At 60.8% G+C, this 15,490-nt stretch carries 14 protein-coding genes; 4 read left to right on the plus strand and 10 right to left on the minus strand.

The features are described from left to right. Positions 1 to 28: 28 nt before the first annotated feature. The 6 genes from AC4PS7_RS28690 to AC4PS7_RS28715 form a co-directional block, all read right to left on the minus strand. Positions 29 to 2,491 (minus strand): TonB-dependent siderophore receptor, encoded by a 2,463-nt coding sequence (locus tag AC4PS7_RS28690; RefSeq protein WP_492179874.1) that lies wholly within the window; start codon positions 2,489 to 2,491, stop codon positions 29 to 31. A gap of 98 nt (positions 2,492 to 2,589) precedes the next feature. After that, positions 2,590 to 3,540: a FecR domain-containing protein gene (locus tag AC4PS7_RS28695; protein WP_021492310.1), complete on the minus strand. Its 951-nt coding sequence runs from the start codon at positions 3,538 to 3,540 to the stop codon at positions 2,590 to 2,592. After that, entirely contained in the window at positions 3,537 to 4,049 is a 513-nt protein-coding gene (locus AC4PS7_RS28700) for a sigma-70 family RNA polymerase sigma factor (RefSeq protein ID WP_010209776.1), read from the minus strand. The genes AC4PS7_RS28695 and AC4PS7_RS28700 overlap by 4 nt, the downstream gene beginning before the upstream one ends. A 252-nt stretch (positions 4,050 to 4,301) precedes the next feature. Further along, positions 4,302 to 4,727, minus strand: a complete 426-nt coding sequence (locus tag AC4PS7_RS28705; protein WP_042572188.1) for a GNAT family N-acetyltransferase — start codon at positions 4,725 to 4,727, stop codon at positions 4,302 to 4,304. 2 nt (positions 4,728 to 4,729) lie between these two features. Next, entirely contained in the window at positions 4,730 to 5,221 is a 492-nt protein-coding gene (locus tag AC4PS7_RS28710) for a GNAT family N-acetyltransferase (protein WP_010209781.1), read from the minus strand. Positions 5,222 to 5,428: 207 nt separating this feature from the next. After that, complete coding sequence (locus tag AC4PS7_RS28715; RefSeq protein WP_106120242.1) at positions 5,429 to 6,031, minus strand: LuxR C-terminal-related transcriptional regulator; 603 nt, start codon at positions 6,029 to 6,031, stop codon at positions 5,429 to 5,431. A gap of 116 nt (positions 6,032 to 6,147) precedes the next feature. Between AC4PS7_RS28715 and AC4PS7_RS28720 the strand changes: the two genes are divergently transcribed. Beyond that, a complete protein-coding gene (locus AC4PS7_RS28720; RefSeq protein ID WP_045791967.1) occupies positions 6,148 to 7,761 on the plus strand; it encodes a hybrid sensor histidine kinase/response regulator in 1,614 nt (537 codons plus the stop codon). Here AC4PS7_RS28720 and AC4PS7_RS28725 read toward each other — a convergent pair. From AC4PS7_RS28725 to AC4PS7_RS28735, 3 genes are all read right to left on the minus strand, one after another. Beyond that, complete coding sequence (locus tag AC4PS7_RS28725; protein ID WP_010209787.1) at positions 7,751 to 8,086, minus strand: hypothetical protein; 336 nt, start codon at positions 8,084 to 8,086, stop codon at positions 7,751 to 7,753. The genes AC4PS7_RS28720 and AC4PS7_RS28725 overlap by 11 nt on opposite strands. A 387-nt stretch (positions 8,087 to 8,473) precedes the next feature. Then, the gene (gene chrA, locus AC4PS7_RS28730; protein WP_460114468.1) at positions 8,474 to 9,679 is read right to left on the minus strand and encodes a chromate efflux transporter; all 1,206 of its coding nucleotides are present in this window, start codon (positions 9,677 to 9,679) and stop codon (positions 8,474 to 8,476) included. A gap of 214 nt (positions 9,680 to 9,893) precedes the next feature. After that, positions 9,894 to 10,820: a universal stress protein gene (locus AC4PS7_RS28735; protein ID WP_492179875.1), complete on the minus strand. Its 927-nt coding sequence runs from the start codon at positions 10,818 to 10,820 to the stop codon at positions 9,894 to 9,896. A 259-nt stretch (positions 10,821 to 11,079) separates the two neighbouring features. Between AC4PS7_RS28735 and AC4PS7_RS28740 the strand changes: the two genes are divergently transcribed. Together AC4PS7_RS28740 and AC4PS7_RS28745 are read left to right on the plus strand one after the other, a co-directional pair. Next, the gene (locus tag AC4PS7_RS28740) at positions 11,080 to 12,153 is read left to right on the plus strand and encodes an NAD(P)-dependent alcohol dehydrogenase (protein ID WP_010209790.1); all 1,074 of its coding nucleotides are present in this window, start codon (positions 11,080 to 11,082) and stop codon (positions 12,151 to 12,153) included. A gap of 76 nt (positions 12,154 to 12,229) precedes the next feature. Beyond that, positions 12,230 to 13,468, plus strand: a complete 1,239-nt coding sequence (locus AC4PS7_RS28745; protein WP_198832372.1) for an MgtC/SapB family protein — start codon at positions 12,230 to 12,232, stop codon at positions 13,466 to 13,468. Here the strand turns inward: AC4PS7_RS28745 and AC4PS7_RS28750 are convergent. After that, positions 13,410 to 14,369, minus strand: coding sequence for a GGDEF domain-containing protein (locus AC4PS7_RS28750; protein WP_010209792.1), 960 nt, complete (start codon positions 14,367 to 14,369; stop codon positions 13,410 to 13,412). The genes AC4PS7_RS28745 and AC4PS7_RS28750 overlap by 59 nt on opposite strands. Before the next feature lie 200 nt (positions 14,370 to 14,569). Here AC4PS7_RS28750 and AC4PS7_RS28755 point away from each other — a divergent pair, with 200 nt between their 5' ends. After that, complete coding sequence (locus AC4PS7_RS28755) at positions 14,570 to 15,484, plus strand: universal stress protein (protein WP_045791972.1); 915 nt, start codon at positions 14,570 to 14,572, stop codon at positions 15,482 to 15,484. The last annotated feature ends 6 nt before the right edge of the window (positions 15,485 to 15,490 follow it).

Genomic DNA, 15,490 nt, shown 5'->3' on the forward strand with positions numbered 1-15,490 from the left:
CATTGCACAGACCGCCACCGTCGTCAGCTCAGAAGTCCCATTTGGTCGCCAGTTGCAGGCTGCGCGGTTCGCCGTAGAAACCGGTGCCGAAGTTGCCCAGGCCGGTGTAGTACTTTTTATCGAACAGGTTCTTCACGTTCAGCGTGGTGCTCAGGTGCTCGTTGAAGCGGTAGCGCGCCATCAGGTCTACCAGGTAGTAGCTGTCCTGGGTGATGCGCGCGTACTGGCCGAAATTGACCGTGTCATTCGGGTTAGGCTGGAACACGTTGCCGAAGAACTCGCTCTGCCAATTCACGCCGCCGCCCACGGTGACATTCTCCAGCGCGCCGGGCAGGCGGTAGGTGCTGAACAGACGCACCACCTGCTGTGGCGTGGTGGTTTGCAGCACCGAGCTGTACACGTAGCCGTTGTTGGCATCGCGGGTGTGCTGGTAGGTGTAGCCCGCGGAGACGTTCCAACCGTCCAGCACCTCGCCCGACAGTTCCGCCTCGAAGCCTTTGGTGGTCGCACCGGCAATCGGGCGATACACCGAGTCGGTCTCGAAGCCCGAGACGTACTCGGCGACATTGTCCTGCTCGATGCGGAACGCCGCAAAGCTGGCGTTCAGGCGGCCCTCGTAAAACGCGGCCTTGATCCCGGCCTCATAGGTATCGCCTTCGATGGGGTCAAGCAGCTTGCGGTCGGCGTCCTTGCTGTTCTGCGGGCGATAGATCTGGGTGTAGCTGGTGTACACCGACCAGGTGTCGTTGAGGTCGTAGACGATCCCGGCATACGGCGTGACCACGCCGCTCTGGTGGTAGCGGGTGCGGTTGTCGGCTTTGGTCGGGTCGTAAAAGTCCGTGTTGTCGGTGCCGCTGAAATTGCTCACGCGGGTGCCAAGGATTACCGAGAGGTCATCAGTGGGTTTCAGGCGTGTGGCCAGGTAGGCACCGGTCTGGCGTTGCACGATATCGTTCTGGCCGCTGCGCGGGATGTCCGGTTTAGCGTATTCGCCGTGCCAATCGAAGATGCTGCCGCCCACGGGCGGGTAGACCGAACCGTACACCGGCACATCTTGTTTCGAGCGGGTGGTCATGAAGCCCATGATCAACTCGTGTTCACGACCGAGCAGGCTGAACGGCCCGCTGAGGTTCACGTCCAGGGTGCTTTGCACCTGGTCGCCCTTGTACTTGCCCATGAACATGTACATGTTCTCGCCGCTGACCGGGTCCGGGTTGCCGCCGCTAGCGGAGGCGAGCAGGGTGTCGTGCTGGCTGCGCTTGCGGTCGAGGCTGACTTTGAGCGACCAGTCATTCGCCAGCTTCTGCTGCACCGAGGCGAAGAGTGTCTGGTTGTTGAAGTCGCGACGGCTCCAGTCGGCGGCCGGGTTGAACGAGCGCGAGAAGTTCGTGCGCGAGCCGTCGCTGAAGTACATCGGGAAACCGGTCCAACTGGCACCGCGGGAGCGGGTGTCTTGTTGATCGATGCCGAAGGTCAACAGGGTGTCGGGCGTGAGGTCGGCTTCAAGGATGCCGTAGGCGATGTCCTTGGTGTTCTGGTAGTGGTCCAGGTACGACTGGCGATCCTGGTACACGCCGACAAAACGCCCGCGCACGTTGCCGGACTCGGTCAGTGGGCCGGAGATGTCGCCTTCGGTGCGGTAGTTGTCCCAGGAACCGAAGGTCTGGGTTACCGAGGCCTGGAAGGCAGCCGTGGGCTTTTTGCGGATCAAGTTGACCGTGGCCGAAGGGTCGCCGGCGCCGCTCAGCAGGCCGGCCGACCCCTTGATGATTTCCAGGTGGTCGTACACCGCCATGTCGGTGCTGGTGGTGCCGTAGTCATATACGCCGTCATAGGTGGAGTTGACACCGTCGTACTGGAAGTTGGTGATCGGCAGGCCACGGCTGGAGAACTCCCAGCGCTCGCTGTCGTAGTTCTGCACGCTCACGCCGGGGGCGCGGCGCAGGGTGTCGGCGATGCTGTTGGTGCCCTGGTCGTCCATCTGCTGGCGGGTGATCACCGTCACCGATTGCGGGGTTTCACGCATCGACAGCGGCAGGCCGGTGGCCGAAGCCATGGAGCCGGTGGTGTAGGAACGGGTGTCTTCGGTGGTGGCGCCCAGGTCCTGGCCGGAAACCGTGGTGGCACCCAGCTCCAGCGCGCCGGTGTTGGCGGGAATCGGGTCCAGCACGTAACCGTTGTTGCCTTGGGGCAGGGCCTGCAGACCGCTGCCCTGCAACAGGCGCTGCAAGCCGGCCGCCGGGGTGTAGTTGCCGTTCAGGCCGGGGCTGGTCTTGCCGGCGGCGAGGCTGTTGTGGCCGGCGATGAAAATGCCCGACTGCTCGGCGAAGTTGTTCAACACACTGACCAGGGAGCCGGCGGCGATGCGGTAGGGACGCGCGGCCTCCTGGCTCGAAGGCGAGTCGGCGGCGTGCACCATCGGCGCGCCAAGGCAGAACAACGAAGTGGCCAGCGCCAATGGGCACAGCGCGAAGCGAGCAGGTTGCGACATGGATGTTTCCCTTTGGATCAAATCGATCGGCGAATTGAAAGCGTCTGCAGGGTTAACCGAACGAGTGTTGAAAAAGGGAACTGGCGGTTGAAGATTTTTTACAGCGGCCCGACCGATACCCACCACGGCAACGGCCGGTCGACCCGAATCGGCAGCGCCGCCTGCAACAGGTGCAGGGCATGATCGCTGTCCTTGAGCGGGAACGAGCCCATCACCGGCAACTGCGCCACCGCCGGATCACATCCCAGATGGCCGGGGCGATAACGGTTAAGCTCGGTGATCAACTGCCCAAGCGGCAAGTTGTCCGCCAGCAGCACGCCACGGCTCCAGGCCTCCCGCGCTTGCGAGGCAGTCGCGGTGGGCTTGAAGCCATCGCGGGTAAAGGAGGCTTGCTGGCCCGCTTCGATGATGCGCACATGCCGGTCTTGGGTGGTGATCTGCACGCGGCCTTCGAAGACATTGAGCTGGGTGTGATCGTCGCCTTGCAGCACACTGAAACGGGTGCCCAGCGCCTGCATGCGCCCGTGTTCGGTATCGACCAGAAACGGCCGCCGGGCGTCCTTGGCCGTGTCGATCAATACCTCGCCAAAGCGCAGAAGCAGCAAGCGTTGCGCCGCATCAAAACGCACATCCAGCGCACTCAACGCGTTCAGCCACACATGGCTGCCATCGGCCAGCAGGGTATCGCGGGTCTCGCCGCTGGTGGTTGCATAGTCTGCGCTCCAGCCGCCCACCAGTCTGGGCAGGGCGGTGTTGCGCCAACTGCCCCAGGCCAGCGCCGAGCCGCCGCACAGCACCAGCAGGGTCTTGAGTGTCTGGCGCCGCGAACTGCGCAAGGCGCGGCTGGCTCCCTGGGCTTGTTCCTGCAGCGGGGCAAAACGCTGGCTCACCCGCTGCACGTACTGCCAGGCCGCCAAGTGTTCAGGGTTTTGCGCGACCCAGGCCTGCCAGCGCAGTTGCTCCAAGGCGCTGCCGTGGTCCTGCAGGCGCACATACCATTGCGCGGCCTGCTCAAGGCTGGCATGGCTGAGCTTGCCGGAGGCGTTCATTGCACGAGCATCCCGTCGAGTTCGGCTTCCAGGATTGCGCAATGCAGCAGGGCCTGGGCCATGTACTTCTTGACCATGCGCTCGCCCACGCCAAGCTGCTCGGCGATCTGCTTGTAGGGCAGGCCGTGTAACTGGGCGAGCAGGAAGGCTTCGCTGACTTTCTTCGGCAGTCGCGCGAGCATGGCGTCCACCTCAACCAGTGTCTCGACGATGATCGCCCGTTGCTCCGGCGACGGTTGCAGCGCTTCCGGCCGTTCGGCCAGCGTTTGCAGCCACGTGCGTTCGAGCTGGCGCCGGCGCCAATGGTCGATGCACAGTCCACGGGCGATGGTGGCCAGGTAGGAGCGTTGGCGGACGGGGTCGGTCTCGGCCGGTGGGCGGCTGAGAATCCGGATAAACGTGTCGTGAGCCAGGTCGGCGGCATCCCAGCGGTCGTTCAGGCGCCGGCGCAGCAGGCCGAGCAGCCAACCGTGATGGGTGCCGTAGAGGTGGGTAAAAGAAGTCGACACACTGCCCGTCCAGCTCAAAAAAGCATGCAAATAAGAATTGGTCGCGATTAAAGCAAAGCGTCGGGCTGCGTGCAAATGATTAAAACCGCTCAGCCAGGCCAACGATGCCCTTTGAAGGCGCGAGCTTGCTCGCGAAGAACGTGAGAGATGACGCAGCGCTATCGGGCTGCCCGGGGTGGCCTATTGGTTATTCGCGAGCAAGCGCGCTTACCAAAAACCAATCCGCGCTGCTATTGCCGCTGCAAGCGGCAGTCACAGCGGTTTAGACAGAAACACCCGGCTGCTGCCTTCAGGTGCGCAGGGCACTTCACCGAATTTCACCCACCCGTGCTTCTCGTAGAACCCCGGCGCCTGGAAGCTCAGGGTGTAGAGCACCGCATTGCGACAACCCCGCCGACGGGCTTCGTCTTCGAAGGCTTGCAACAGTTGGCTGCCCAGGCCCGACCCCCGCAGGTGTTCGGGCAGGTGGAAGAGGTCGAGAAAGGCCATGCCTAGCGTGGTTTTACCGGTGATGCCGCCGACGATCTGCTGGGTGGCAGGGTCTTTGATCAGCACCGTCAGCGGCTGGCGATCGTTGTAGCCCGTGATGCTTTCGTTGAACGCCGCCAGGCCGCTGCCGAGGAGGCGCTCGGCTTCGGGGTTGGGCTGGTCGCTGATTTCAATCAACGGTATGTCCATCGTCAGAGCGCCCTGACCATTTCATGCCACGCCATTCCTCCGTGATCCGATGGCGAAGGGCGCACATAGTCATAACCCATGCGCTCGTACAACGGCACGTGCTGTTCTTTGCACATCAAGTGAATCGTCTGTTTGCCCATCCCGCGCATACGCTGCACGAACTCAGTCATCAACGCCTTGGAATAACCCTTGCCCTGATGCGCCGGGTCGACCACCACCGACATGATCACGACGTTTGGCGCCTCGGCGCAGTGGCCTACCAACTCCTTGAACGCCTCGTCCGACATCACCACCTCATGGGCGCACCCACAGTTGATGAAACCCACCACTTCGCCCTCGGCTTCCAGGATCAAGAAACCTTGCGGGTATTGCGCAATACGCGTGGCGATCTTCTCCAGCGTCGCGGCTTCGTCGCCTTCGTAGGCGCTGATTTCGATGTCAAAGCAACGCGCGGCATCGGCGGGGAGGGCGGTGCGGAAGGTGAGGGCGGGCATGGTATTTCCTGAGGCATTGAGCGAAAGGGCCCATCATAGAGAAACATCCTGTGCCTGGCACTGAAACGCTATCTCCCAATACTCGATAAGCTGAAGGCGATACCCTGCTGGCCGGTTTCGGCGCAAATCCTTCGGGTGTGCCAGCGCTCGGCAATACGGCCGCGCTCCAGTACCGCTGCGCAGGGTGAGGCGTGCTTCCCGCTCCCCCTAGAACTCCCCGGAATACTTCACCGCTGCCGCCGCCCGCGACGGCACATCCAGCGTGCGCAACAACGACGACACATGGATGCGCACCGTAAACGGCGAGATTTCCAGGGCCTTGGCGATTTCTTTGTTGGTCTTGCCCTGCGCGATCAGGCGCAGCACGTCCTGCTGACGGGCAGTGAGGGCGTAGGTGTCCAGTGGCAGCAAACCGGAAGGGGCAAACTTGACCAGCACTTCGCCTTCGCGGATGGCCAGCAGCGCCTGGCCGATCTCGTCGGGGGCGATGTTCTTGCCGATGAAGCCGTCCGCGCCCAGGGCCATCACCTGATCGATCAATGCCGGGTCATCCACCATCGACACCACGATCAGTGTAGTGCGCCGCAGTTGCTGGCGCAGTTCGACCAGTTGGCTCATGCAGGTCAGGCCGGGAAAGCGCAGATCGAGGATCAGCGTATCGACCTCGCCGCCTTCATGGATCAGTGCGAGCACCCCTTCAAGGTCCCCGGCTTCCTGCACCACGGCGTCTGGCAACAAGCGCTGCACCGTGCGCAGCATGGCTTCACGAAACATCGGATGGTCATCGGCGATGATGATGCGACTGCTCATGTGGGTACTCCTTCCTGGGGCAAGGGTGTGCAATTGCATGCTACCTTACCACCGCGCCCAGGGCCTGCCTGTGGTGTGTGAAGGAATTGATCACTGCCGCACAAGGACGTAACCCCATGAGTCTTGAGACCAACTCCGAACTCGACCAAGCCAACCTGCGCATCGTGGTGGCCAGCATTGCGATTGTCTACATCGGTGCATTGGGCTTCCTGCCCGGACAGTCGGTGGACACCTACCTGCCGGTGATCCTGTATATCTTTCTGTTCCTGCTGGCCTCCATCGTGTTGCGCCAGGTGATCGCCCGATGGCCCGGACATTACCCGGCGCGGCGGATCTTCGGCATGCTTCACGACTACACCGGCACCTCGTTCGGCATGGTGGTCGGTGGTGAGGCGGCATTGCCGCTGTATGCGGTGATGGTGTGGGTCAACCTCGGCAACGGCATGCGTTACGGCTCGCGTTACCTGGCGATTGCCACGGCGTTGGCGCTGCTGGCGCTGCTGGTTGTGTATCGATTGACGCCGGTGTGGCAGGCACAACCCTTCATGGTGCTGATGCTCATGATCACCAGCACGGTAATCCCGGTGTATGCGCACATTCTGCTGGAGCGCACGCGCAAGGCGTCGGAGCAAGCCATCGCCGCCAACCTGGAGAAATCCCGTTTTCTCGCTCAGGCCAGCCACGACCTGCGCCAACCCATCCATTCCATCGGCCTGTTCACTGCCTGCCTGCGCGAAGCCCGGCTGGGCGACGAAGAACGGAGGCTGGTGGACAATATCGACCGCTCCCTGCTCAACGTGTCGCAACTGTTCCGTTCGATTCTCGACCTCTACACCCTCGACAACGGCCGCCTGATGCCCAAATACCAGGCGGTGCACCTGGGCGAGTTCCTCGCCGACCTGGTACGCCAGAACGCCGAAGCTGCGCGCTGGGCCGGCGTGGAGCTGCGCCTGCGGCCGTGCGCGCACTGGGTGCTGGTCGACCCGGCGCTGCTGGCGACCATGGTGCAGAACGTGCTGTCCAATTGCTTCAAATATGGCGCGCATCGTCCGGTGCTGATCGGCGTGCGCGTTCGCGACGGCGGCTTGGCGGTGGAGATTCATGACCGGGGGCGGGGAATTGCCGAGGAGCATCTGTCAAAGGTCTTCGAGGAGTTTTATCGGGTACGCCACCTGCGTGACAAAGACGTCGAAGGCGTGGGCCTCGGGCTGTCCATCGTCAAGCGCCTGGGGCAATTGATGGGCGTGCAAGTGAGCCTGCGCTCACGGGTTGGCCATGGCACCTCCGTGTGCCTGTATGGCCTCACTTTGGCCACTGCACCGCGGACTACGGCACCGCGTGACGACACGCGCCAGGCCGGGTTGCTCACGGGTTTGAAGGTGTGCCTGGTGGAGGATGACCACAACGTGCTGCTCGCCACCCAGGCGCTGCTGGAGCGCTGGGGGTGCGAGGTGCAGGCGGAGTCGTCTGGGCGTGACCTGGTCAGCGACTGCGACATCATCGTCGCCGACTATGACCTGGGTAATCATGCCACCGGTATCGAATGCATCGACGCCCTGCGCGCGCAACGTGGCTGGGCGGTCCCGGCGCTGATCCTCACCGGGCACGATGTGGAGAAAATCCAGGCCGCGTTGCACGACCGTCAGATCGCCATTCTCTCCAAACCTGTACGCCCCGCTGAACTGCGTGGCAGCCTGCGGGACCTGAGCCAGGAGTCCGTTACTGGGTGAAGCCCTGCAGTGGGTTGCCGCGTGCGCCTTTGGGCTGGCAGTAGGCGGCAGGCTTCATCAGGCCAAAGCTTGCGACCGCAAACGCGCCGCCGCTGGCACCGCTGGGCACCGAGCAGTTGTACTCGCCAGACGCCGCGGTGGCCACGTAGTAGGTGGTCATCGAGTCGCTGCGTACGTTGGAGATACGCTTGACCGGCTCGCCCAGGTTGGTTTCCGACAGGGTCTTGAGGTGGTCTTCTGTAGGCTTGATGTTGCTGCAGCCGGCCACGCCGATGATCAGGGCACCCAACAGGGTCAGGCGAGTAACAGAGGATTGCAGTTTCATGGTGATTCTTCCTTGGGGTTGTTATGGTTTTTCCAGCGCACAACACGCCCACGCGCAAGAAATGCACGGTGCCGGAGGAGCGTTGGAAGTGTCGGGGAATATAGCGCCGCAGGGGGGAAGGGTCGATTAGCACAGGTGTGCTAATGGCACGATGATTTCATGGAAATCGCGTGAAAGGCTGAAGATAAAACCTGCCACTCCAAAGGATGCCCAGGTAGCGTTCGCTACCCGCTTGCAAGCCATTCGCACTTTCGGCAGGCGCTTCCTGACATGGATCTCACGTAGCAGCCGTAAGAAAGCGTTTTCACCGTTAAATGATAAAGCCGTCCCGGATGGCTTTCTGTTCAACAGAATCGGCCAATAGCGCAGTTCAGCATGAGTTTTTGCTTATAAAGCGATACTCAACAGCCCACCCATGACGCCGCTGCCGAGTACCACCAGCCACGGCGCAACTTTCCAGAACATCAACGCAACCAGCGCCACAAGGGCCAGGGCAAAGTCCTGCGGGGCGTGAATCGCACTCGTCCATACCGGCTGATAAAGGGCGGCGAGCAACACACCAACCACCGCCGCATTGATGCCCATCAGCGCCGCTTGCGTGCGGATGTTGTGCCGCAGATGCTCCCAGAACGGCAAGGCGCCCAAGATCAACAGGAAAGAAGGCGCAAATATCGCCAGCAGGCAAACCAGGCCCCCAAGCCAACCGTTGGGCGCTTGGTTCATCGACGCGCCGAGAAATGCAGCGAAGGTGAATAGCGGCCCAGGGATGGCTTGCGCGGCGCCATAGCCCGCCAGGAATGCATCGTTGCCGACCCAGCCGGTAGGTACGACTTCAGCCTGCAACAGCGGCAGCACCACATGTCCGCCACCGAAGACCAGCGAGCCAGCGCGGTAGAACGCATCCACCCTCGACAACATTTGACTTGGAAACCACGTTGCCAGGAGCGGCAGCCCGAGCAACAGAGCACAGAACAGAACCAGCCAAAACATGCCGGCACGACGGCGGATGCGAATGGGCAGCGGATCACGGGCTTCGCTCGGCTCGGGCTTGAAGAGGCACAAGCCAATGATCGCACCCATCGCTATGACCCCGACTTGCCCCAACGCGGAGGGTACGAGCAGCACGAAGCAGGTTGCTGCTGTCATGATGGATCTACGCGGCGTATCGGGACACAGATTGCGCGCCATCCCCCATACCGCCTGCGCGACCACCGCCACGGCTACCACCTTTAACCCGTGCAATACGCCAACGGGTATGACATCGCCATAACGGGCTATGCCCAACGCAAAGAGGATCAGGGCAATCGCGGAAGGTAAAGTGAACCCCATCCACGCCGCCAGCGCGCCACCGTAGCCTGAGCGAGAAAGCCCAAGCGCGATGCCGACCTGACTGCTTGCAGGCCCTGGTAGAAACTGGCAAAGGGCGACCAGATCCGCATAACTGCGCTCGCTGAGCCACTGTCGACGCACCACGAACTCGTCTCGGAAGTAGCCCAGGTGGGCGATTGGGCCACCGAAAGAGGTCAGGCCCAGGCGCAGGAAAATTAGGAAAACTGTCCAGTGGCGGCGGTCAGTCTGGCGGGTGTCGGTCATGTTGATTGATTCATCATCGGCCTATTCAACAGACATTAATCGAAAATTGTTAACGAAAGACAATACTCAAGCTGCGCGCATCACAGGATGCAGAGGCCTGCTGAATCTTCACCGAGCGGATTGAGCCCGAACGTGGCACGAGTGATGCGACGGATGAATTCGCTAACAGAGCAGCAAAGGCCAACGACAGACCGAAAGACCACTCCATTCATTTTCAGTCGGCGACGTCTTCCGGCGAAACCACCCAAACACTGCAAGGCATTTTGTATAACAGGTGTTCCACGGTGCTGCCGATCAACTGACCGATCCCTCGATGGACGACGCGTCCCATGACAATAACGTCAATGTCATAAGCATCCGCATAGCTGGAAAGCACCTTGGCCGGGTTACCCATGATCATGTGCTGGTTTTCCGCCGGGATGTTATTGCGCTTGGCCAGCTCATGGAAAGCATCGCTTTGTGCATCGAACAGCGCCTTGGCGGCGCTTGGAGAGAAGAGCGCGGAGGCATTGTTGAAACCGAACTCGGCGGCGCTGATCGAGGACAGGTCGTGGGCGTAAATAACGTCCAGCTCAGCATTACAGTTGCTCGCCAGTTTTGCCGCTTCGTGCAGAATTCTGTCGTTAAGGCCTTCGTAGTGGTCATTGCGATGGAACGGGTCGACCGCAGCAACGATTCGCCGTGGAAGGGCGTGGTGCAAATGACTGACAAAGTGCAGGGGCACCGGGCATTCGCGTAGCAGATGAATATCCAACGGAGTGAACATCAGGCGTGACAGGACTGACTCGTGCTCCAGAGCTTTCACCAGTGCTGTCATGGGTTGTTCCCGGAGGTGGATGAGAATCTCTTGCAGGGGGCTTTGCACCCACACCACTTCAGTGGTCACGTGCACGCCGAGCTTGCGCAAGGGGCGGGCCTGATCCTCTAGCCATTGGTGGTGGCGCTCGACATATCCCAAGCGCATCTGTTCCAGAGCTTGCTCATTGACCAGGCCAGCAGTCGCCAGCCCCTCCAGATAGTCGAATGCCACGATGTGCAAGGCGGCGTCCGACGCCTTGGCCAGAGCGGCAGCGCGCTCGAAGGCCGGGCTGCTTTTCATGAGGGGCGAGACAACGAGCATGAAACGTGATTGCGCAGACATGGCAAATCTCCCATTGGTAATCGCTCAAACGCTCGCCAGTCGAACGTCCGGGCAGTGAGCCTTGCGCCTAGGGTGGCGCTGGCTACGCCAACGGGCTTGATTTTTGTCAAAGAGACGAGTGAGAGCGCCGGTCAAACGATCTGCGGCAGGCGCTTTGATTCTCTGATTGTTGACCATTATCAATCTGCGGTTGGTCGCCCTGGCGCAGTCTCGGGTGAGTGCAGCACTCACGAACTCGATCTGCGTAGGAGAACCGAGGATGGCCACCATGAAAGCCGCAATATTCGTTGAGAAGAACCGCATCGTGCTCGAGGACAAACCGATCCCCGAGGTCGGCCCGCTGGATGCTTTGATTCGCATCACCACCACGACCATCTGCGGCACCGATGTGCATATCCTTCGCGGCGAGTACCCGGTGGCCAAAGGCTTGACCATCGGTCACGAGCCAGTGGGCATCATCGAACGGCTGGGTTCGCAGGTGCGCGGTTTCGTCGAGGGACAACGGGTCATCGCTGGGGCAATTACCCCAAGTGGCCAGAGTTATGCCTGCCTGTGCGGCTGCGCCTCACAGGATGGCCCCGACACCCGGCACGGATTTCGCGCCACGGGTGGCTGGAAATTCGGCAATATCATCGACGGCTGCCAAGCCGAATACGTGCTGGTACCAGATGCACTCGCCAATTTGTGCCCAATCCCCGATGGTTTGAGCGATGAACAGGTGCTGATGTGCCCGGACATCATGTCCACCGGGTTCTCTGGGGCGGAGCGCGGTGAGATCAATATCGGTGACACAGTCGCCGTATTTGCCCTCGGGCCGATCGGTCTGTGTGCCGTGGCCGGTGCACGACTTAAAGGGGCCACCACCATCATCGGCGTCGATGCCGTGGCGCAGCGCATGAGCGTCGCCCGTCAGTTGGGCGCGACCCACGTGGTGAATTTCAAGGAGGCAAATGTGGTCGAGCAAATCATGGCCCTGACCGATGGCCGGGGAGTCGATGTCTCGATCGAGGCTCTGGGCACCCAAGGTACGTTTGAGTCGGCATTGCGCGTGCTGCGCCCCGGCGGCCGGTTATCCAGCCTGGGGGTGTACTCCAGCGACTTGCGCATCCCGCTCGATGCCTTTGCCGCCGGCCTCGGTGATTACAGCATCGTGACGACGCTGTGCCCCGGTGGCAAAGAGCGGATGCGCCGGTTGATGGCAGTGGTGCAAAGCGGTGCCGTCGATTTGTCGCCGCTGGTGACTCACCATTTCAAGCTCGATGACATCGAGGCGGCCTATGAGCTGTTTGCCAATCAGCGTGACGGTGTGATGAAAGTGGCGATAACGCCTTGAGAACGTCTTTCGCAGGTGTTCATGAACTTCGAGATCACGCACTCACAACCCGCTCATTACTGGGATCAGGGCCACCATGATTGAAACCATTGGCATGGCGGGGGCGGCCGCCGCGCTGGGGATCGGCATGTTGATCGGTCTGGAGCGCGAGCGCCACAAAGGGACCGGAGATACCCGCGACTCCGCCGGATTGCGGACGTTCGCGATCACCGCGCTGCTGGGATATGCGGCGATGCAGGTGGGAGGGGCGTTGCTGGTCGGGATGGTCGCGATCAGTCTAACCGCGCTGGCGACTGTCGCCTATTGGCGAAGTCTGAGTGACGACCCCGGCGTGACCAGCGAAGTGGCTTTGCTCACCGTGCTGATCTTGGGCGCGCTGTGCAGTACCGCTCCCGAACTGGCCGTCGCTATGGGTGTGGTGGCGGCGGGGCTGCTGACGTATCGGGAGACACTGCATCATTTCGCCAAAAGCCAGTTGACCGAGCCTGAGATGCGCGATGGACTCGTCTTGCTGATTACGGCGCTGGTGGTGCTGCCATTGCTGCCGGATCGTTATATCGGCCCTTATGCAGCCCTCAATTTGCGCACCGTCTGCAGCTTGACTGTTTTGTTGATGCTGGTGGGCGCCGCGGGGCATATTGCGGTGCGTACGCTGGGAACTCGCTACGGCTACGCTATCAGTGCGATCGCCTCCGGATTCGCCTCCAGTACCGTGACCATCGCCTCGATGGGACATCGCGTCGCCACGGAGCCTGGCAATATCCGCGCCCTGAGTGCTGCGGCGATATTGTCCAATTTGGCCACCGTGATTCAGGTCGGGCTGATTTTTGGCCTGGTTGATCCCGCACTGTTGCGCAGCATGTGGGGGCCATTGGCCTGCGGATTTGCTGTCACGGGGTTATATGGCGCATGCCTGATGTTTCCCGTCCAGGCCGGGGGCGCCAACGGGCCGATCAAGGTGGGGGGCGCATTCGATCTCAAGCTTGCCTTGATTGTGACGTTGACCATGACCGGTATCACCCTGGTTTCATCAGCCATGCTGAGCCACTTCGGTCAGGTCGGGATAATGTTGACTGCGACCTTGACCGGTTTTGCCGACGCGCATTCCTCCACAGCGTCCATCGCCTCCCTCGCCAAGGCCGGCTTGTTGCCGTTCGATGCCATCGTCGGCCCTGCGCTGGTTGCTGTCAGCAGCAACTCTTTGAGCAAGTGCCTGATGGCCTGGGTCAGCGGTGGCAGACGATTTGCCGCCTATGTTATCCCGGGCCAGGTGTTGCTGACGCTGGCCATGTGGGCGGGCACCTTGCTGCATTGAGTTCGGCCGGTATGTCCAGAACGCTGAAACGGCAACCGTTGCCACCGTTTCTCTTGGCCTGGTACATCGCGCTGTCGGCTTGGGCGAGCAGATCATCCACACTGCTTCCATCGCCGTGAAACAGGCTGATACCGATGCTTATAGCGGTTTCGATCCGATGATTGTCCACCATGAAAGGCTGATGGATAGCGGCGACCAATTTGTTCGCCAAGGGCTCAAGTTGGTCAATCTGGTCCACGCCGGAGATCAAGATCGCGAACTCGTCACCGCTCAGGCGGGCGACCACGTCGGAGCGGCGCACTGACTGGCCCAGGCGTTCAGCCACCGCGACCAACAGCCTGTCCCCGCAAGCGTGGCCGAGGGTGTCGTTGATGGATTTGAAGTGATCCAGATCGATAAACATCAGCGCCAATGGCTGCTTGTATTTGATCGCGCCATTGATTGCCTGGTTGAGCAGGTTCAGGAACAGCAAGCGGTTGGGCAACCCCGTCAGAGCGTCGTGGAATGCCAGTTGCTGCATGGCGGCGCGCTCTTCGTCTATGAGACTGAAGTTGTGCAGGATGGCGATGAAGTGCGTCACCACACCGTCCTGGTCGAGCACCGGCGTGATGATCTGATTGACGGTGCAGGTGCCTCCGTCCTTGCGCCTCTCGACCATTTCGCCTTGCCAGCTCAGCCCCGCCATAATCGTCATCCACAAATTGCGATAGAACGTAGTGCTTTGTCTACCTGAAGACAGCAGATGCGGGGTCTTGCCCACCAGCTCTTGCTTGGAATAGCCGCTCATCAGGCAGAATGCTTTGTTGAGCCACACGATGCTGCCACTGCGTTCGGTGATTAGTACCGGGTTTGTTGCGGCGTCCAATGCCCTTACCAACACTTGCTGGTCATTTTCGATCATTGCCTATTCTCTCTGCAGACACAGGACGCTTTGGTTCAGGCTATGAGGGTGCGAGGGGGTACTTGTTGATCAATATCAACTTTATTCGGGGCGATGTTCACCCTTACGACTGGCATACCTGACAAATATCAAACAGCTGAAGTCTGTAACGCTCAACCTTGAGCAATAGCCATCCAGATGGCCCCGTCCCGAGGTGCCCCATGTCACAGATCCAGCGTTTATTATTGATTGCCCCTCCAGCCATGATCCGCACTCCAGCCTTTGAGCGTGCCACGGCTCTGGCTCGGGCGATGCAACTGCCGTTGCACATCGTCGCGTTTGATTATCTGCAGGCACTAGCGGTGGCAGGCCTATTTGCCCCCGAACAGATGGGTGTAGCGCGGGAAGGGTATTTGCAAACTCATCGACAGTGGCTTTCGGAACAGGCCGAGCTGATGAGCAAGCATGGCGTTGCAGTCTCCAGTGAGGTGGTGTGGGTACAGCATCCTTATGAAGAAATCCTGCATTTCGTCAGCGAGCTGCCGTTGGCACTGATCATCAAGGATGCTCACGAAGAGTCGGCGTTGAAACGGATATTTTTCACCCCGCTGGACTGGCAGTTGCTGCGTGATTGTCCAGTGCCGGTGCATCTAGTGATCAATGACCTGCATGCTCGACCTCGCCAGATCCTGGCTATTGTCGATGTCCTGCGCAGTGAAGAGCAGGATCAGGTATTCAACGATCAGATTATCGATGCCGCCGTGAAGCTGGCCGAGCAATGTGGTGCCACATTGGAGTTGGTGCATGTCTATGACTGGATGGCGGTGTATGCGACGGACATGGGCGTTGGTGCGTTACCGCTGGCCACGGGTCTCTATGAGGCGTTGGGCAGCGCAGAGCGTGAGGCGTTTGCGGCGCTAGCCGAGCGCCATCATGTGGCACCGCAGAACCGTCACTTTATCGAAGGTGCGGCGGTTCCAGGCATTTGTGAGTTCGCGACTAAACACGCTACGGACGTGATCGTCATGGGGACGGTGCAGCACCATGGCTTGAGTAAACTGTTAGGCACAACCGCCGAACAGCTCTTGCATAGGGCGCCTTGCAGCGTATGGGCGATCAAACCGTCGCGCGACTGATACGTG

The sequence above is a fragment of the Pseudomonas sp. DW-iso3 genome, from assembly GCF_058725305.1.